This is a genomic window from Pseudomonas sp. OTU5201 (assembly GCF_038440135.1).
In the GTDB taxonomy this organism is placed as follows: Bacteria; Pseudomonadota; Gammaproteobacteria; order Pseudomonadales; family Pseudomonadaceae; genus Metapseudomonas; species Metapseudomonas resinovorans.
The window spans coordinates 1-18,157 of record NZ_JASATC010000017.1 but is presented as its reverse complement, the minus strand read 5'-3'; the positions used below and the strand labels follow the sequence as shown (position 1 = coordinate 18,157).

The following is an 18,157-nucleotide window of genomic DNA, read 5'->3' as shown; positions in this document are numbered from 1 at the left end:
CAGGGGAAGGCTCGGACTCAGACCGGATTGGCGGAATTGTGCGATTGCCTTTGTCTAGCCCCGAGCCGCTAAACGTCGCCCTCACCCCCGTCCCCTCTCCCAAAGGTAGGGGGGTAACTCGCGCCAGCACGGCATGAGTCATCCTGAAGCCCACGCGGGTCTGAAGCCGGGGCCGCATGCAGGGGCAAGCCTTCTTGGTTACTTCTGGGGCGACAGCCAGAAGTGACTCGCCGGGTGGCGAAACAGGAGCCTGATGCCCACCCGGTGACGAGCCAGGCAACCAACCGTGCAAGCCCCTCACACGAAGTTGCCAATCCGGAATGAGCCAATGTCCCACCCCAACAACTCACAAACAACAAAAAGGGCAGCCCGAAGGCTGCCCCAAGTCTTGCAAGGGATAACGTTGAATCAGTGCGCTACGGCACCGCTGGCGCCCAGGCCAGTCTGGGAACGCACGAACTGCGGGTAGAAGCGCGCACGCTCCTCGTCTGCAGCGGTCGACTTGTCGGTGATGGAGAAGAACCAGATACCGATGAAGGCAACCAGGATGGAGAACAGCGCCGGGTACTCGTAGGGGTAGACCGGGGTCGCATGGCCGAGGATCTGTACCCAGATGGTTGGGCCGAGGACCATCAGGCCAACGGCGGTGATCAGGCCGAGCCAGCCACCGATCATCGCGCCACGGGTGGTCAGCTTCTTCCAGTACATGGAGAGGATCAGGACCGGGAAGTTGCAGCTGGCGGCGATGGAGAACGCCAGGCCGACCATGAAGGCGATGTTCTGCTTCTCGAACAGGATGCCAAGGCCGATGGCCACGAAGCCCAGGACCACGGTGGTGATCTTCGATACGCGCAGCTCGTCCTTCTCGCTCGCCTTGCCCTTCTTGAACACGGAAGCGTAGAGGTCGTGGGACACGGCCGAGGCGCCGGCCAGGGTCAAGCCGGCAACCACCGCCAGGATGGTGGCGAAGGCCACGGCGGAGATGAAGCCGAGGAACAGGCTGCCGCCCACGGCGTTGGCCAGATGCACCGCCGCCATGTTGTTACCGCCCAGCAGCGCACCGGTAGCGTCCTTGAAGGCCGGGTTGGTGCTGACCAGCAGGATCGCGCCAAAGCCGATGATGAAGGTCAGGATGTAGAAGTAACCGATGAAACCAGTGGCGTAGAACACCGACTTGCGGGCTTCCTTGGCGTCGCTGACGGTGAAGAAGCGCATCAGGATATGCGGCAGGCCCGCGGTACCGAACATCAGGGCCAGGCCGAGGGAGATGGCGGAGATTGGGTCTTTCACCAGGCCGCCGGGGCTCATGATGGCCTCGCCTTTCGGATGAACCTTGATGGCTTCGCTGAACAGGGTGGCGATGTCGAAGTTGACGTGCTTGAGCACCATGATCGCCATGAAGGAGGCGCCGGAGAGCAGCAAAACCGCCTTGATGATCTGCACCCAGGTGGTGGCCAGCATGCCGCCGAACAGCACGTAGAGCACCATCAGCACGCCCACTAGAACCACGGCCACGTGGTAGTTGAGGCCGAACAGCAACTCGATCAGCTTGCCGGCGCCGACCATCTGCGCAATCAGGTAGAAGGCCACCACCACCAGAGAACCGCTGGCGGACAGGGTGCGGATTTCCTTCTGCTTCAGGCGATAAGAGGCAACGTCTGCGAAGGTGTACTTGCCGAGGTTACGCAGGCGTTCGGCAATCAGGAAGAGAATGACCGGCCAGCCCACCAGGAAGCCGATGGAGTAAATCAGGCCGTCGTAGCCGGAGGTGAACACCAGGGCGGAAATACCCAGGAAAGACGCCGCCGACATGTAGTCACCGGCGATCGCCAGACCGTTCTGGAAACCGGTGATGCTGCCACCGGCGGTGTAGAAGTCGGAGGCCGACTTGCTGCGCTTGGAGGCCCAGTAGGTGATGTACAGGGTGGCGCCGACGAAGGCGACGAACATGACGATGGCCGAGGTGTTCAGCGGCTGCCGCTGGACATCGCCCTCGATGGCACCGGCAGCCCAGAGGGCGGGCGCCACGACCATCAGGCCGAGGACGGCAAGGATGCGCGCGATCATTACTGGACCTCCTTGAGGATCTCGTGGTTCAGGCGGTCGAACTCGCCGTTGGCGCGGCGAACGTAAATGCCGGTCAGCACGAAGGCCGACAGGATGAGACCGACACCGATCGGGATACCCCAGGTAACCGGAGACTCAGGGCTGATGCGCGTGCCGAGCAATTGCGGCTCGAAGGCGATCAGGAGAATGAAGGCCAGATAAAGGCCCAGCATGATGGCAGAGAGTATCCAGGCGAAGCGCTCTCGCTTGGAAACCAGTTCCTGAAAACGCGGATTCTCCTGAATCCGCTTGTAGGTGCTGTCGTTCATTGTTGTTGTCCTCCACAGCGCGGGTTGCTGGTGGAACCAACAATAGAACGGTCGTACAAGCACAACAGACGACCTTAGTCGTAACTCGAGACCAACATCGACCAAGGTCGTACTCAAGCGATACAGAAAAACTATCAGCACCATGCTGTATGAACATTTCCATCCATCGTTTGGCAGGTCTAGCCTGAGCACATCGAATAATCATTCTCATTACCGAGGTGTGACATGCTCAAGACCGTGACCTTCACCCTCATGCACTTCTGCATTGCCTTCAGCGTGGCCTACGCCCTGACCGGTAGCCTGACCGTCGGTGGACTGGTGGCGGCGGTCGAGCCACTGTGCAACTCGGTAGGTTTCTACTTCCACGAGAAAATCTGGAAGCGCTTAGAGAAGGGCGACAAGCCGCGCCAGGAAATTCCCAAGCACGCCTGGTTGCACCATCACGCGTAACGGACATTCCCTGTGCGGATTTTCCACTGCGGGCCGTAGGAGCGAAGAGGGCTAATCCGCTAAGATGCGCGGCTTTGCCCCCAACGCAAGCACCCTTAGCCATGAGTCAGAACGCCCGTTTCCCTGCACTCCCCTACCTGTTTTCCTTCCTGATCGCCGCATTAGCCCTCGCTGGCCTCTGGTACGGCCTGGGCAAGCCGGTGATCCTGCCGGACGCTGCCACCCCCAGCCACAAGCTGCAGTGCGCTTCCTACAGCCCATTCGACAAGGACCAGTCGCCGTTCGACCAGCCCTTCGTGCTGCGCCCCGAACGCATGGATGCTGACCTGGCCCTGCTGGCAACCCGCTTCCACTGCGTGCGCACCTACTCGATGACAGGTCTGGAAGCCATTCCGGAGCTGGCCCGCAAACACGGCCTGAAGCTGATGCTGGGCGCCTGGGTGAACGGCAACCCGCTGGACACCCAGAAAGAGATCGAGGCCCTGGTCAAGGCCGCCAACGCCAACCCGGACGTGGTGCAGTCAGTGATCGTGGGCAACGAGACCCTGTTGCGCAAGGAAGTCACCGGTGCCCAACTGGCCAAGCTGATCGAGCAGGTCAAGGCCCAGGTGAACCAGCCAGTGACCTACGCAGACGTTTGGGAATTCTGGCTGAAGCACCCGGAAGTCGCGCCAGCAGTGGACTTCCTGACCATCCACCTGCTGCCCTACTGGGAAGACGACCCTGCCGGCATCGACCAGGCCCTGCGCCACGCGGCCGAAATCCGCCAGGTGTTCGGCAACCGCTTCGCCCCCAAGGACATCTTCATCGGTGAAACCGGCTGGCCCAGCGAAGGCCGCCAGCGCGAAACCGCAGTACCGAGCCGGGTGAACGAAGCCAAGTTCATCCGTGGCTTCGTTGCCATGGCCGAGCAGAACGGCTGGGGCTACAACCTGATTGAAGCCTTCGACCAACCCTGGAAGCGCGCCAGTGAAGGCGCAGTCGGCGGCTACTGGGGCCTGTTCGATGCCGACCGCCAGGACAAAGGCGTGCTCGCCGGTCCGGTCAGCAACCTGCCCAACTGGCCTATGTGGCTGAGCGTTTCCGGCCTGATTTTCCTCGCCACCCTGGCACTTGCAGGTCGCCCCGCCTCCAACCGCGCCGCCCTGCTGCTACCGCTGCTGGCGGCGGTGGGCGCTGCCTGCCTCGGCCTGTGGGGCGAAATGGCGCGCGTTACCAGCCGCTTCGCCGGTGAATGGTTGTGGGCGGCCTTCCTGGTTGGACTCAATCTGATCGTCCTGGCCCATGGCGCCCTGGCCCTGTCGGCTCGCGGCGGAGCGCGCAGTCGCCTGTTCGACTGGCTGGAAGCCCGTGGCGGCTGGTGGCTGGCTGCGTCCGGTTTCGCCGGCGCAGTGCTGATGCTGGCCCTGGTTTTCGATGCCCGCTACCGCAGTTTCCCCAGCGCCGCCCTGCTGCTGCCGGCCCTGGTCTACCTGTTCCGCCCGGTGGCCGCCCCGCGCCGCGAGATCGCGCTGATGGCCGTCCTGATCGGCGCCGGCATCGTGCCCCAGCTCTATGAAGAAACCCTGGGTAACCTCCAGGCCATCGGTTGGGCCGCGGTAAGCACCCTGCTACTGGCCGCCCTGTGGCGGAGCCTGCGGGTTCGCGGCTGAGCCGTACTCACCCGGGCCCGCTCCCTCGGGGGAGCGGTAGGGGCGGTTTCAGGACGGAACACCGGCAACAAAAAAGGACGCTTGAAGCGTCCTTTTTTGCATCTGTTGAATCCTCAGGCCAGTGCGGGCACCGACACCACCTGGCGGCGCACCAGCCGCAGGCCTGCAATGACACAGGCGAAAACCGCGAGGCTGGCGGTGTACAGCACCAGGGCCGGCAGGGCAAAGAGCAGCGCCAGCAAGGCCAGGCCCCAGCCGGCACGGCCCGGTACGAAGAAAGCGACCAGGGCGGCACCGAACCCGATCCAGGCGATGACACGGAAGTGGATCAGCAACCCCAGGCCAGCGCGCACCTGGCACTCCCAGCGTTGCGCTTCGTCGACGCACAGGCCGACCCACTGGCCGTCCTCCATCAGGGCGAAACGAACCCCGTAGCTGGCGGCCAGCCAGAGCGGCAGCAGAATCAGCAGCAGGATGAGGGATGAACGGCTGGACATGGTTCTCTCCGAATGGGTAAGCGGCGCCAAGGATACCCCCGCGATGGCGCTATGCAAGAACCTTCCAACAATCTGCCACAACCTGGCCTGACGTACGGCCCGCACTCACAGGACTTGCAGTTGTCATAGGCTCGGTATTCACTCATGACGTTCGCTTATAAGGAGCGCGACCCGGCGGCCCTGACAGGCAAAGCCTGGGGGAGTGACTGGAGCCTGCCCGCAACCACGGGGTCCGGACTCCGCAGAATCTGAACAGGGACCTTTCCTATGCTCCGTCTTCGCCTTGCCGCCCTACTTGGCAGCCTGACCCTCTGCGCTCCCGTGCTGGCCGCGGACCTGGACTCAGCCAGTTATGGCTTTCCGATCACCAACCCTTTCGAGGCGACCATCGCCACCACGCCTCCGGACTTGCGAAGCGCGGTGCCGACGGACGATGACATCGACCAATCCGACTATGACCTGAAGCTGCATCCGGAGCGCGAAAGCGAGTTGCCGGACAATTTCTGGTCAGTGAAGAAGTTGCGCTACCGCCTCGCCAAGCAAAAGGGCCCTGCCCCGCTGGTGTTCGTCATTGCCGGCACGGGCGGCCACTACGCGAGCACCCATGCCGAGAATCTGAAGAAGCTGTTCTACGGCGCCGGTTACCACGTGGTGCAGCTTTCCTCGCCCACCAGCTACGACTTCATGGCCGCCGCCTCGCGTCATGCGACCCCAGGACTTTCCGCCGAAGACGCCGACGACCTCTATCGGGTGATGCAGGCCGTGCGTGCTCAACATCCGAGCCTGCCGATCACAGACTTCTACCTCACCGGTTACAGCCTCGGCGCCCTTGAGGCGGCCTTCGTCAGCCACTTGGACGAAACCCGCCGCAGCTTCAATTTCAAGCGCGTGCTGCTGCTCAATCCGCCGGTGAACCTCTATACCTCTGTGACTAACCTCGACCGCCTTGTGCAGACCCGCGTGAAGGGCGTCGACAACACCACCACCTTCTACCAGGTGGTGCTGGGCAAGCTGACCCGCTACTTCCAGCAGAAGGGCTACATCGACCTCAATGACGCCCTGCTGTTCGACTTCCAGGAATCCAGACAGCGGCTGTCCAACGAGCAGATGGCGATGCTGATCGGCACGGCCTTCCGCTTCTCCTCCTCGGACATCGCCTTCACCTCGGACCTGATCAACCGTCGCGGCCTGATCACTCCGGTGCAGTTGTCCATCAGCGAAGGCACCAGCCTGACGCCCTTCTACAAGCGCGCCCTGCAGTGCGATTTCGACTGCTACATGACCGAGCAACTGATTCCCTACTGGCGCGCCCGCTACGACGGCGGCAGCCTGACCCAACTGATCAACCAGGTCAGCCTCTATGCCCTGGAGGACTACCTGAAGGACAACAGCAAGATTGCCGTGATGCACAACGCCGACGACCTCATCCTCGGCCCCGGCGACCTGGGCTTCCTGCGCCGCACCCTGGGCGACCGCCTCACCGTCTACCCCCATGGCGGGCACTGCGGCAATCTCAACTACCGCGTCAACGGCGACGCCATGCTGGAGTTCTTCCGTGGCTAAGAAAGCACTCTTGATCGCCCTACTGCTGGCAAGCCCCCTGGCTCGAGCCCAGGAGCCCGACCAGGACGGCTTCACTCAGCCGCTGAAAGACCTGAAATTCAACCCCGGCCTGGATCAGCGCGAGTTCGAACGCTCCACCCTTAACGCACTGAGCGTCTACGACCCTTACGAGTCCTGGAACCGGCGGGTCTATCACTTCAACTATCGCTTCGACGAATGGGTGTTCCTGCCCGTGGTGCGCGGCTATCGCTACGTGACACCGGGATTCGTGCGCAGCGGCGTGAGCAACTTCTTCAGCAACCTGGGAGATGTGCCGAACCTGCTGAACAGCCTGCTCCAGCTCAAGGGACAACGCTCCATGGAAATCACCGGACGCCTGCTGCTGAACACCACCATCGGCGTCGTCGGCCTCTGGGACCCGGCCGCACGCATCGGGCTGCCCAAGCAGACCGAGGACTTCGGCCAGACCTTGGGCTATTACGGCGTCACCGACGGCCCCTTCCTGATGCTGCCGATCCTCGGCCCGTCCAACCTGCGCGACACTGGCGGGCTGGTGGTGGACTACGTCGCCGACTACCAGATCAACTTCCTCAACGTCCCGGAAGTCAGCAGTGACCACCCGGAGATCACCGCGCTGCGCATGGTGGACAAGCGCTACACCACCAAATTCCGCTACGGCCAGCTCAACACGCCCTTCGAGTACGAGAAGCTGCGCTACGTCTACACCGAGTCGCGCAAGTTGCAGATTGCCGAGTAAGGCCTCTGGCCTGACTTGGCATTTGCAGGGGTGAAACATTCTCTCAGGGCGGCGAAGCTGCCCCCTTGCCGCGTGAGGCCGAACCTTCGATCCGATTGGCGAATGAATTCACCCCTACAGATAGCGCCAAAACGATCCACAAATTCGATACAAACCAAGCAAAATCACGCACCATTGATCCAATTCATAGGCGTAGGATCGCGCTCATTCCAACCTTGAGGAGGTCCAGATGAGCGATCGCCAGATTCTCGAACAACGTCCCGGCCAACCGGCGTCCGACGGCGCCGGGGTCAACCTGACGCGCGTCTTTGCCGAGCAGGGCGTGCCCCGCTTCGACCCCTTCCTGATGCTCGACGAGTTCGGTTCGGCCAACCCGGACGACTATGTCGCCGGCTTCCCGCCGCACCCGCACCGTGGCTTCGAGACCATCACCTATATGCTCGAAGGGCGCATGCGCCACGAGGACCACCTGGGCAATAGCGGCCTGCTGCAGAACGGCGGCGTGCAATGGATGACCGCCGCGCGCGGGATCATCCACAGCGAGATGCCGGAGCAGGAAGAAGGCGTGATGCGCGGCTTCCAGATCTGGCTCAACCTGCCGGGCAAGGACAAGATGGGCGACCCCGGCTACCGTGACTTCGATCCGACGGAGATTCCGCGGGTACGCGCGGCGGAGGGCGTCGAAGCGCTGATCATCGCCGGCCGCTTCGACGATGGCGAGATCAGCCAAGAGGGCGCCGTGCAACGCCCGCATTCCGAACCGCAGATCTTCGACCTCGACCTCCCGGCCCACAGCCGGGTGTCACCACGCCTGGCCGACGGCCTGCGGGTGATGCTCTACGTCTACGAGGGGGATGTGCACGTCAATGGCCAAGCCATCGGCAAAGGGCGCCTGGCGCGTCTCTCCGAGAAAGGTGCACTGGAGATCGCCACCGACGCTGGGGCAAAGGTCCTGCTGCTAGCTGGACGCCCGCTGGGCGAGCCCATCGTCCAGTACGGTCCCTTCGTGATGAACAGCCGAGAGGAAATCGAGCAGGCGCTGCGGGACTACCGAGACGGCGCCTTCGGTCAGTGACGCAGGGGTTAGAGCGCCGGAATCACCTGCGGGTGTACCGGCGCCATCTCCAGACCCAGGAAGCGCTGCAGTTCAGCGCGCTTGGCCATGGCGTCCTGGTAGCCAAGTTCGATCAGCTCATTGCAGTAGCCGGGTTCGAACAGCAGGTAACTGAGTACTCCCGCCCCACTCGCCCGGGTCGCCCCAGGCCCGCGCAAGAAGGTGCGGATGGCACGCGGCATCTCGCGACGGTGGCGAGCCGCGATCTCATCCATCGCTCGGCTCGGCGAAATCACCAGCACCTCAACCTGTTCCGAACTGAGATTGCGTGGCCGCGACTCAGGCGGCATGGCCTGGCTCATGCGGTTGATCCGCTCCAACAGTTCGATATCGCCTTCCAGGTTGTCGATGAAGGTGCTGTTCAGCAGGTGTCCGCTGATCTGCGCCAGGGTCGGCGGACGGCCGCCCTGCGGCTGCGTCATCTCCTGGCCGGGGTTCATGCCCTGCGGGTTGCCACTCACCCCCACCACCAGCACCCGATTGGCGCCCAGGTGCAACGCCGGGCTGATCGGCGCTGTCTGGCGTACCGCGCCATCGCCGAAGTACTCACGCCCCAGACGCACTGGCGGGAACAGCAGGGGAATCGCCGCACTGGCCATCAAGTGTTCGACGCTGAGGCGGGTTGGTACGCCCACGCGGCGGTGGCGATACCAGGGATCGATGGCCGCGCGCCCCTGGTAGAAGGTCACCGCCTGTCCGGATTCATAGCCGAACGCAGTCACGGCCACGGCGCGCAGCTGGCGGGTGCGGACGGCAGCGGAGATCCCGGTGAAGTCGAGTTCGCGCGCCAGCAGTTCGCGCAGGGGCGCGTTGTCCAGCAGCGCCACTGGGATGTCACGGCCAAGGCCAAGCAGGCTGTGGCCGAGGAAACGCGAGCTCTGGCGGATTACGCCGGGCCAGTCGCTGCGGTAGATCTGCCCACAACGAAAGGCCTGCCAGACATCGTTGAGGCGGCGAACGGCCTGGCTGAAATGCAGCGCGCCACAGGCCAGGCCAACGGCGTTCACCGCGCCGGCGGAAGTACCGACGATTACCGGAAATGGATTGCAGGCGGCGTCTGGCAACAGGTCGGCGATCGCGCCCAGCACCCCCACCTGATAGGCCGCCCGCGAACCACCACCGGAAAGAATCAGCCCGGTCACGGGCTTCTTGGCGGCGGCGCTAGCATCCATGGACAGCTCTCCGGGCGGGATTTTTCGAGTATAGATTTCAGTAGAGCTTAGGGGCGCCTTCCGGCCGGGTCTTGAAGCGGCGGTGGGCCCAGAGGTATTGCTCGGGGCATTCGCGCACCGCGCCTTCCACCCACTGGTTGATACGCAGGCAGTCGGCCTCTTCGGTTTCGCCAGGGAAGTCGGACAGCGGCGGGTGGATCACCAGCTTGTAGCCGGAACCGTCTTCCAGGCGGCGCTGGGTGAAGGGCAGCACGATGGCGCGGCCCAGGCGGGCGAACTTGGTCGTGGCGGTGACAGTGGCGGCCTCGATGCCGAACAGCGGCACGAACAGGCTCTGCTTGCGGCCGTAGTCCTGATCCGGCGCGTACCAGATGGCGCGGCCGGCGCGCAGCACCTTGAGCATGGCACGCACGTCCTCCCGCTCGATGGCGGTGGCGTCCTGGTTGTGGCGCTCGCGGCCACGGCGCTGGATGAAGTCGAACACGGCGTTCTTGTGCTCGCGGTACATGCCGTCGATGGTATGCACCTGGCCAAGCAATGCAGCGCCGATCTCCAGGGTCGTGAAATGCAGGGCCATGAGAATCACCCCCTGCCCTTCTGCCTGGGCCTTCTGCAGGTGTTCCAGGCCCTCTATATGGGACAGCTTCGCCAGATGCGGCTTGGGCCACCACCAACTCATGGCCATCTCGAAGAAAGCGATACCGGTGGAAGCGAAGTTCTCCCGCAGCAGTTGCTCACGCTCGCTGCTGGACAGTTCCGGGAAGCACAGTTCCAGGTTGCGCCGGGCGATTTTTCGCCGCGAACCGGCCAGCCGCAGCATCAGCGCGCCCAGAATACGCCCCATGCCCAGTTGCACCCGGTAGGGCAGCAGGGTGATCAGCCACAGCAGGCCGAGGCCCAGCCACAGCACCCAAAAGCGCGGGTGGAGGAACTGTGGGCGAAATTGAGGTCTATCCATCTCTGAATCCGCTTGAGCGAGAAAATCGCGCATTCTACTCCAAATGCGCCGTCCCCTTCCGGCTTGCTAGCGCCGGACGATCTCGCTATAAGTCCTCGCCATTCACGACTGCAGGCAGACCATGAGCCAAGCCGACCTTCTCGACCAAGAACCTGTGTTCCAGCTCAAGGGCAGCATGCTCGCCATCACCGTGATGGAGCTGGCACACAACGACCTCGAACGCCTCGACAGGCAACTGGACGAGAAAGTCGCCCAGGCCCCCAACTTCTTCCAGAACACCCCACTGGTCATGGCGCTGGACAAGCTGCCCGACGGCGACGCCCTCCTCGACCTCCCTGCCCTGCTGGACATCTGCCGCCGTCACGGCCTGCGCACCCTGGCCATCCGCGCCAGCCGCGAAGAGCATATCGCTGCCGCCGACGCCCTGGACATTCCAGTGCTGCCGCCGTCCGGCGCCCGCGAGCGCGCCATCAATCCGGTAGAACCCGAAGCGAAGAAGAAGGTCGAAAAGCCCGCCGAGCCGCCCAAACCCGAGGTGCAACCGACAAAGATCATCACGACTCCGGTGCGGGGTGGCCAGCAGGTGTATGCTCCAGGCGGCGACCTGGTAGTTCTGGCCGCGGTCAGCCCCGGTGCGGAACTTCTCGCAGACGGCAACATCCATGTTTACGGTCCCATGCGTGGCCGTGCCCTGGCGGGCATCAAGGGCGACACCAAGGCGCGCATATTCTGCCGCCAACTGGCTGCCGAACTGGTTTCAGTGGCCGGTCAGTACAAGGTTGCCGACGACCTGCGGCGCGATCCGCTGTGGGGTCAACAGGTACAAGTCAGCCTGTCGGGAGACGTGTTGAACATCACCCGCCTTTAACGGATACTGCCGCGAATTTTCAGGGACCTGAAAGGGAAGACGGACGGTTCGAAAGAGCTCATAACTTCCCGCTTTTCTTATCATTTGGGGTGAATCACCTTGGCCAAGATCCTCGTTGTCACGTCCGGCAAGGGTGGAGTGGGTAAAACCACCACCAGCGCCGCCATCGGTACCGGTCTCGCACTGCGCGGTCACAAGACTGTCATCGTCGACTTCGACGTCGGCCTGCGTAACCTGGACCTGATCATGGGTTGCGAACGCCGCGTGGTGTACGACTTCGTCAACGTCATCAATGGCGAAGCGTCCCTCACCCAGGCCCTGATCAAAGACAAGCGCCTGGAAAACCTCTACGTCCTGGCCGCCAGCCAGACTCGCGACAAGGATGCCCTGACCCTCGAAGGCGTGGGCAAGGTGATCGAGGAACTGTCGCAGAACTTCGAGTACGTGGTCTGCGATTCGCCGGCCGGTATCGAGAAAGGCGCCCACCTGGCCATGTACTACGCCGATGAGGCGATCGTCGTGACCAACCCGGAAGTCTCTTCCGTGCGCGACTCCGACCGGATGCTCGGCCTGCTGGCCAGCAAGTCCCGTCGTGCAGAGAAAGGCGAAGATCCGATCAAGGAACGCCTGCTGCTGACCCGCTACAACCCCGAGCGCGTTACCAAGGGCGAAATGCTCGGCGTCGACGACGTCGAGGAAATCCTCGCCATCAACCTGCTCGGTGTCATCCCGGAATCCCAGGCGGTGCTCAAGGCCTCCAACCAGGGTATCCCGGTCATCCTCGACGACCAGAGCGACGCCGGCCAGGCGTACAGCGATGCCGTCGATCGCCTGCTCGGCAAGGAGCTGCCTCACCGCTTCCTCGACGTGCAGAAGAAAGGACTCTTACAACGCCTGTTCGGAGGCCGTGAATGAACATTTTCGACTTCTTTCGCGAGCGGAAGAAGCAGAACAGCGCTTCGATCGCTAAGGAACGACTCCAAATCATCGTTGCCCACGAACGTGGTCAACGCAGCCAGCCGGACTACCTGCCGGCTCTGCAGAAAGACCTGGTGGACGTGATCCGCAAATATGTCGACATCGACGAGGAGCAGGTTCAGGTCCTGCTGGAGAATCAGGGCAGTTGCTCGATTCTCGAGTTGAACATCACCCTGCCCGATCGTTGATCGAGTGGTTGTGCAATGACGGCGGCTTCGGCCGCCGTCGGCGTTTTCGGAATTCCCATGCCACTTTCCCAGATTGAATTCATCCACCAGGACGACGCTCTGCTGGTGGTCAACAAACCCACCTTGCTGCTTTCGGTGCCCGGCCGCGCCGAAGATAACAAGGACTGCCTGATCACCCGCCTGCAGGAGAACGGTTACCCGGAGGCACGCATCGTCCACCGGCTGGACTGGGAAACGTCCGGTCTGATCGTGCTGGCCCGCGACGCTGACAGCCACCGCGAGTTGTCCCGTCAGTTCCATGACCGCGAAACCGAGAAGGCTTACACCGCGCTCTGCTGGGGCGAGCCGAAACTGGACAGCGGCCGCATCGAGCTGCCCTTGCGCTATGACCCGCCGACCAAGCCGCGCCACGTGGTGGACTTCGAGCAGGGCCGTCACGCCCTTACCTTCTGGCAGGTGATCGAGCGCTGCGGCCATTACAGCCGGGTCGAGTTGACCCCCATCACCGGTCGCTCGCATCAGTTGCGCGTGCACATGCTCTCCATCGGCCATCCTTTGCTCGGCGACCGCCTTTACGCCAACCCCGAAGCCCTGGCCGCCCATGATCGCCTGTGCCTGCACGCCAGCCTGCTCAGCCTGACCCACCCACAGACGGGCGAACGCCTGAGATTCGAGTGCCCGGCGCCGTTCTGACCTAGGCTCAAGAAAAAGGTTGCGATTCGGGGAAATCATGAGCTTCACCGAGTTCTACAACGCCACCGAGGGCCAACCCGCCCGCGTTACCCTGCTGACTGCCCTGGAACTCTGGGACGGGCCACCCGGCCACGCCCTCGACTTGGGCTGTGGCGCCGGCCGTGACACCCTCGAACTGCTCAGGCGCGGCTGGAAAGTGCTGGCGGTGGACGCCGAACCCGAGGCCCTGGCCCGCCTTGAAGCCCAGGTGGACGAGGAAAAACGCCTGCGACTGCAAAGCCGCTGCTGCCGTTTCGAATCCATGCCGTTGCCATCAGCGAACCTGGTCAACTCCAGCTTCGCCCTGCCCCTCTGCCCACCCGTCGCCTTTCCCACCCTCTGGCAGGCCATCTACTCCTCCCTCCCGGAGGGCGGCCTCTTCGCCGGCCACCTGTTCGGCGAGCGAGACGACTGGGCCAACAACGGCATCACCATCCTGCGCCGCCGGCAACTGGAAGAGCTGCTGTCTGGCTGGGACGTGCTGATGCTGGAAGAAAAGGAAGAAGACGGCATCACCGCCAAGGGCCGCAACAAGCATTGGCACCTGTTCTCGGTGGTGGCCCGGCGACTGGGATAAGGACAGCGTTGCACTCCCACAACGCCAGCGCCAATCAAGGCCTTGGCGAAATTTCACCGCCGCCTGCCCTCCTACTTCGCAAGCCCGATGGGATAAACTCCCGCCACTGCTGTCCGGAGTCTCCCAATGCGCGAAGAGTTGAACCAAGGCCTGATCGATTTCCTCAAGGCCTCCCCCACCCCTTTCCACGCCACCCGCAGCCTGGCCAAGCGCCTCGAGGCCGCCGGTTATGTGCGCCTCGATGAACGCGAGGCCTGGCGTATCGAAAGTGGTGGCCGTTATTACGTCACCCGCAACGACTCCTCCATCATCGCCATCAAGCTGGGCAAGCGCCCGATGCTCGAAGGCGGCCTGCGCCTCGTCGGCGCCCACACCGACAGCCCCTGCCTGCGCGTCAAGCCGAATCCCGAGCTGCACAAGCACGGCTTCTGGCAACTGGGCGTGGAAGTCTACGGCGGCGCGCTGCTGGCCCCCTGGTTCGACCGCGACCTGTCCCTGGCCGGCCGTGTCACCTACCGTGCCGCCGGCATGGTGGAAAGCCAACTGGTGGATTTCCAGGCACCCATCGCCGTGATTCCCAACCTGGCCATCCACCTCAACCGCGAAGCCAACCAGGGCTGGGCCATCAATGCCCAGACGGAATTGCCGCCGATCCTGGCGCAACTGGCCGCTGGCGAGGCCCGCGATTTTCGCGATCTGCTGGCCGAGCAACTGACCCTGGAGCATGGCGTGGTCGCCGACGCAGTGCTCGATTACGAACTGTCCTTCTATGACACCCAGAGCGCTGCGGTCATTGGCCTGGGCGGCGACTTCATCGCTGGCGCGCGCCTGGACAACCTGCTGTCCTGCTACGCCGGCCTGCAGGCCCTGCTGGCCGCCGAGGCTGACGAAAGCTGTGTAATGGTCTGCACCGACCACGAAGAAGTGGGCTCCTGCTCTGCTTGCGGCGCCGATGGCCCGATGCTGGAACAGGTGCTGCGCCGTGTGCTGCCGGAAGGCGACGCCTTCGCCCGCGTCATCCAGCGTTCCCTGCTGGTTTCCGCCGACAACGCCCACGGCGTACACCCCAACTACGCCGACAAGCACGATGGCAACCACGGCCCGAAACTCAATGCTGGCCCGGTGATCAAGGTCAACAGCAACCAGCGCTACGCCACCAACAGTGAAACCGCCGGTTTCTTCCGCCACCTGTGCCTGGAGAACGAAGTGCCGGTACAGAGCTTCGTGACCCGCAGCGACATGGGTTGCGGGTCCACCATCGGCCCGATTACCGCCAGCCAGCTCGGCGTTCGTACCGTGGACATCGGCCTGCCAACCTTCGCCATGCACTCCATTCGCGAACTGGCCGGCAGCCATGACCTGGCTCACCTGGTGAAGGTGCTGGCCGCCTTCTACTCCAGCCACGACCTGCCCTGACCACTCCCCCGAACAGGTAAGCCCGCATGCTCAGCCATATCCGCAACAGCCTAGAGGAAGCCAGGACCGCCCTGGACAACTTCATTGCCAACGAGCAAGCGCTGAAAAGCATTGAGCGTGCGGCTGAGCTCCTGGTCGAGAGTTTCGAGAACAAGGGCAAGGCGTTTTCCTGCGGTAACGGCGGCTCCATGTGCGACGCCATGCACTTCGCCGAGGAGCTGACCGGCCGCTACCGCAGGAACCGCCCTGGTGTGGCAGCCATCTCGATCAGCGATGCCAGCCACATCAGCTGCGTCGCCAATGACTTCGGTTACGACTACATCTTCTCCCGTTACGTCGAATCCCACGGCCGTGCGGGCGACGTGCTGCTCGCCTTCAGTACCAGCGGCAAAAGCCCCAACGTGCTCAGGGCCGCCGAAGCCGCCCGCACCATCGGTGTGAAAGTGGTTGCCCTCACGGGTAAGCCTGGTTCTGCCCTCGAAGCCCTGGCCGATGTGTGCATCTGTGCGCCCGGCGGCGACTTCGCCGACCGCGTACAGGAATTGCACATCAAGGTCGTGCACATCCTCATTGAGCTGATCGAGCGCAAGCTGAGCCCGGAGAACTACGCCTGACGGGCATTCGTCGGCCTTGTAGGATGGGCTTCAGCCCACCCACTGATGCCAGCGTGGTCTGAAGCCCACCCTACCCCTCACCCCAAGAGAGCAAGGGGAGAGTTGCGCCCTACTCGGGTACTTCGACGCTCACATGAATCGCGTCATGCCGCCAGAACTCCAGGTCACAATCGATCAGCCGCCCATGCTGGTCGCGATTGATACGGGTGATTCTCAGCGCCGGACTGCCAGGTGACACCTTCAGCGGTGCGGCGGCCTCCGGGTGCAGGGCGGTAGGCACCATGTCGAATCGAACCCGACCGTAGCGAATGCCGTACTGGCTGTCGTACAGCTCGGTCAGCGAGCGGGTCAGGTCGAAGTCGATGATGTCCGGGAAGTAGGCCGGGTTCAGGTAGTGCTCCACATAGAGCACCAGACGCCCATCGACGCGGCGCACCCGACGGATCTGATAGACGCTGGACAGCGCCGGCAGCTCCAGCAACTCGCAGATTTCCACGCTGGCCGGAATCAGCCGGGCGCCCAGCACCTCGGTGGCAGGCGTGCGCCCTTGCCCGGCCACCATGGCGTGGAAGTGACTGCGTACCAGCGGGTTGTAGAGCAGCCGGGGCGGCGAGACGAACCAGCCGCGGCGCTCCTCGCGATAGATCAGCCCCTGGGCCTCCAACTGCCCCAACGCTTCACGCAAGGTGATGCGTGTGGTGTCGAACAGTTCGCTCAGCTTGCGCTCGGCCGGCAGCTTGCTGCCCTGGGGTAGAAGGCCGTGATCGATCTGCTCCTGCAGCGCACTGCAGATGGCGGTCAGGGTGCGGGGCGCCTCATCGCGCATCGAAAAACTCCAATCTGGAATAGACCAGCACCATCTGGGTGCGTCATGGCCGGGTTTGCCGGCCATCCTAGGCAGCCTAGATGACTGTGGGATGACAGTCAGGCACACCTGCATGCGCCATGCCATCGCCAATCGCGACAGCCTCCCGAATCAGTCACTTAGCCATGGTCTACGCTTTCCAGGCGTCTGCCACCGCCGGACCGGGTGGCAACCCTGCAATCAAACCGTCATCCAAGGCTTTTAGATTTGGCCTGGGTCTTGCTGATCTAGACCAACCTCCAAACCTGCTAAGGAGCTTCACATGAAACGCCTGTTGCTGGCTTCACTGATGGGAACGACCATCGCCCTGGGAACCCAGGCGATGGCAAGCGATGCAGATCTGAAGAGTCTCGAACAAGCCGCGCGCAAAGAAGGCGCGGTGAACAGCGTGGGCATGCCCGACAGCTGGGCCAACTGGAAGGACACCTGGGTGGACCTCAACAAGCTGTATGGCCTGAAGCACGTCGATACCGACATGAGCTCGGCCCAGGAAATCGCCAAGTTCGCGGCCGAGAAAGACAACGCCACCGCCGACATCGGCGACGTGGGCGCGGCCTTCGGCCCCATCGCCGTCCAGCAAGGCGTGACCCAGCCCTACAAGCCCAGCACCTGGGCGCAAATTCCGGACTGGGCCAAGGATGCCGACGGCCACTGGATGCTGGCCTATACCGGCTCCATCGCCTTCATCGTCAACAAGCAACTGGTGAAGGAAGCGCCCAAGTCCTGGGCCGACCTGAAGCAAGGCAAGTACAAGGTCGCCATTGGTGACGTCAGCGCCGCCGCCCAGGCGGTCAATGGCGTGCTGGCAGCCTCAATCGCCAACGGCGGCAACGAGAAGAACATCCAGCCTGGTCTGGACTTCTTCGCCGAGATCGCCAAACAGGGTCGCCTGTCCCTGTCCAACCCGACCATCCAGACCCTGGAGAAGGGCGAGGTGGAAGTGGGCATCGTCTGGGACTTCAACGGCCTGTCCTACCGCGACCAGATCGACCCCAGCCGCTTCGAAGTGCTGATCCCCTCCGATGGCTCGGTGATCTCCGGCTACACCACCATCATCAACAAGTACGCGAAGAACCCGAACGCAGCGAAGCTGGCCCGCGAGTACATCCTCAGCGACGCCGGCCAGATCAACCTGGCCAAGGGCAACGCCCGTCCGATCCGTGCCGAGCACCTGACCCTGCCGGCCGAGGTCAAGGCCAAGCTGTTGCCTAATGAGCAGTACGCCAAGGTCCAGCCGATCAAGGATGCCAAGGCCTGGGAAGAAACCTCGAAAGCCCTGCCGCAGCTGTGGCAGGAGCACGTGATCATCGAAATGGAGTAAGGGTCCGGGCCAAAACCCCCCGGGGGGTGGGGGGGGTTGGTGGGGGGAAGGAATGAAAAA

Annotated in this window: 19 protein-coding genes; 13 read left to right on the top strand and 6 right to left on the bottom strand. The window is 63.2% G+C overall.

The features are described 5' to 3' along the window. Positions 1-408: 408 nt before the first annotated feature. Entirely contained in the window at positions 409-2,067 is a 1,659-nt protein-coding gene (locus AAHM40_RS12560; protein WP_342244935.1) for a cation acetate symporter, read from the bottom strand. Then, positions 2,067-2,375, bottom strand: coding sequence for a DUF485 domain-containing protein (locus tag AAHM40_RS12555; RefSeq protein ID WP_342244934.1), 309 nt, complete (start codon positions 2,373-2,375; stop codon positions 2,067-2,069). Before AAHM40_RS12555 ends, AAHM40_RS12560 begins: the two co-directional genes overlap by 1 nt. Before the next feature lie 225 nt (positions 2,376-2,600). Here AAHM40_RS12555 and AAHM40_RS12550 point away from each other — a divergent pair, with 225 nt between their 5' ends. Together AAHM40_RS12550 and AAHM40_RS12545 are read left to right on the top strand one after the other, a co-directional pair. Then, positions 2,601-2,825, top strand: a complete 225-nt coding sequence (locus AAHM40_RS12550; RefSeq protein ID WP_342244933.1) for a DUF2061 domain-containing protein — start codon at positions 2,601-2,603, stop codon at positions 2,823-2,825. Positions 2,826-2,926: 101 nt separating this feature from the next. Next, positions 2,927-4,477: a glycoside hydrolase family 17 protein gene (locus AAHM40_RS12545; protein WP_342244932.1), complete on the top strand. Its 1,551-nt coding sequence runs from the start codon at positions 2,927-2,929 to the stop codon at positions 4,475-4,477. A gap of 113 nt (positions 4,478-4,590) precedes the next feature. Here AAHM40_RS12545 and AAHM40_RS12540 read toward each other — a convergent pair whose 3' ends face one another. Further along, positions 4,591-4,974 carry a hypothetical protein gene (locus AAHM40_RS12540; RefSeq protein WP_342244931.1) on the bottom strand — a complete coding sequence of 128 codons (384 nt, stop codon included), beginning with the start codon at positions 4,972-4,974 and terminating at the stop codon, positions 4,591-4,593. A gap of 267 nt (positions 4,975-5,241) precedes the next feature. Here AAHM40_RS12540 and AAHM40_RS12535 point away from each other — a divergent pair, with 267 nt between their 5' ends. The 3 genes from AAHM40_RS12535 to AAHM40_RS12525 all read left to right on the top strand — a co-directional run bounded on the left by AAHM40_RS12535 (position 5,242) and on the right by AAHM40_RS12525 (position 8,369). Then, positions 5,242-6,537: a serine/threonine protein kinase gene (locus AAHM40_RS12535; protein ID WP_342244930.1), complete on the top strand. Its 1,296-nt coding sequence runs from the start codon at positions 5,242-5,244 to the stop codon at positions 6,535-6,537. Between the two features lie 10 nt (positions 6,538-6,547). After that, entirely contained in the window at positions 6,548-7,294 is a 747-nt protein-coding gene (locus AAHM40_RS12530) for an MlaA family lipoprotein (RefSeq protein ID WP_342245015.1), read from the top strand. Between the two features lie 229 nt (positions 7,295-7,523). Next, complete coding sequence (locus tag AAHM40_RS12525) at positions 7,524-8,369, top strand: pirin family protein (RefSeq protein ID WP_342244929.1); 846 nt, start codon at positions 7,524-7,526, stop codon at positions 8,367-8,369. Between the two features lie 8 nt (positions 8,370-8,377). Here AAHM40_RS12525 and AAHM40_RS12520 read toward each other — a convergent pair whose 3' ends face one another. Then, a complete protein-coding gene (locus AAHM40_RS12520; protein WP_342244928.1) occupies positions 8,378-9,580 on the bottom strand; it encodes a patatin-like phospholipase family protein in 1,203 nt (400 codons plus the stop codon). Between the two features lie 37 nt (positions 9,581-9,617). Continuing rightward, entirely contained in the window at positions 9,618-10,538 is a 921-nt protein-coding gene (locus AAHM40_RS12515) for a lipid A biosynthesis lauroyl acyltransferase (protein WP_342244927.1), read from the bottom strand. A gap of 121 nt (positions 10,539-10,659) precedes the next feature. On the opposite strand from AAHM40_RS12515, the gene minC reads away from it, so the two are divergent. The 7 genes from minC (at position 10,660) to lpcA (ending at position 15,911) form a co-directional block, all read left to right on the top strand. Beyond that, positions 10,660-11,406, top strand: a complete 747-nt coding sequence (gene minC / locus AAHM40_RS12510) for a septum site-determining protein MinC (RefSeq protein ID WP_342244926.1) — start codon at positions 10,660-10,662, stop codon at positions 11,404-11,406. Positions 11,407-11,505: 99 nt separating this feature from the next. Then, a complete protein-coding gene (gene minD, locus AAHM40_RS12505) occupies positions 11,506-12,321 on the top strand; it encodes a septum site-determining protein MinD (RefSeq protein WP_342244925.1) in 816 nt (271 codons plus the stop codon). Beyond that, a complete protein-coding gene (gene minE / locus AAHM40_RS12500) occupies positions 12,318-12,572 on the top strand; it encodes a cell division topological specificity factor MinE (protein WP_016491219.1) in 255 nt (84 codons plus the stop codon). The genes minD and minE overlap by 4 nt, the downstream gene beginning before the upstream one ends. Positions 12,573-12,629: 57 nt before the next feature. Beyond that, positions 12,630-13,265 (top strand): RluA family pseudouridine synthase, encoded by a 636-nt coding sequence (locus AAHM40_RS12495; RefSeq protein WP_342244924.1) that lies wholly within the window; start codon positions 12,630-12,632, stop codon positions 13,263-13,265. A gap of 37 nt (positions 13,266-13,302) precedes the next feature. Continuing rightward, a complete protein-coding gene (locus AAHM40_RS12490) occupies positions 13,303-13,881 on the top strand; it encodes a class I SAM-dependent methyltransferase (protein ID WP_028628208.1) in 579 nt (192 codons plus the stop codon). A gap of 126 nt (positions 13,882-14,007) precedes the next feature. After that, positions 14,008-15,297 carry a M18 family aminopeptidase gene (locus AAHM40_RS12485; protein ID WP_342244923.1) on the top strand — a complete coding sequence of 430 codons (1,290 nt, stop codon included), beginning with the start codon at positions 14,008-14,010 and terminating at the stop codon, positions 15,295-15,297. Positions 15,298-15,323: 26 nt separating this feature from the next. After that, complete coding sequence (gene lpcA / locus AAHM40_RS12480) at positions 15,324-15,911, top strand: D-sedoheptulose 7-phosphate isomerase (protein ID WP_342244922.1); 588 nt, start codon at positions 15,324-15,326, stop codon at positions 15,909-15,911. 109 nt (positions 15,912-16,020) lie between these two features. Here lpcA and AAHM40_RS12475 read toward each other — a convergent pair whose 3' ends face one another. Continuing rightward, a complete protein-coding gene (locus tag AAHM40_RS12475; RefSeq protein WP_342244921.1) occupies positions 16,021-16,737 on the bottom strand; it encodes a UTRA domain-containing protein in 717 nt (238 codons plus the stop codon). A gap of 301 nt (positions 16,738-17,038) precedes the next feature. Here AAHM40_RS12475 and AAHM40_RS12470 point away from each other — a divergent pair, with 301 nt between their 5' ends. After that, on the top strand, positions 17,039-18,097 hold the full coding sequence (locus tag AAHM40_RS12470) for an ABC transporter substrate-binding protein (RefSeq protein WP_342244920.1): 1,059 nt from the start codon (positions 17,039-17,041) through the stop codon (positions 18,095-18,097). The last annotated feature ends 60 nt before the right edge of the window (positions 18,098-18,157 follow it).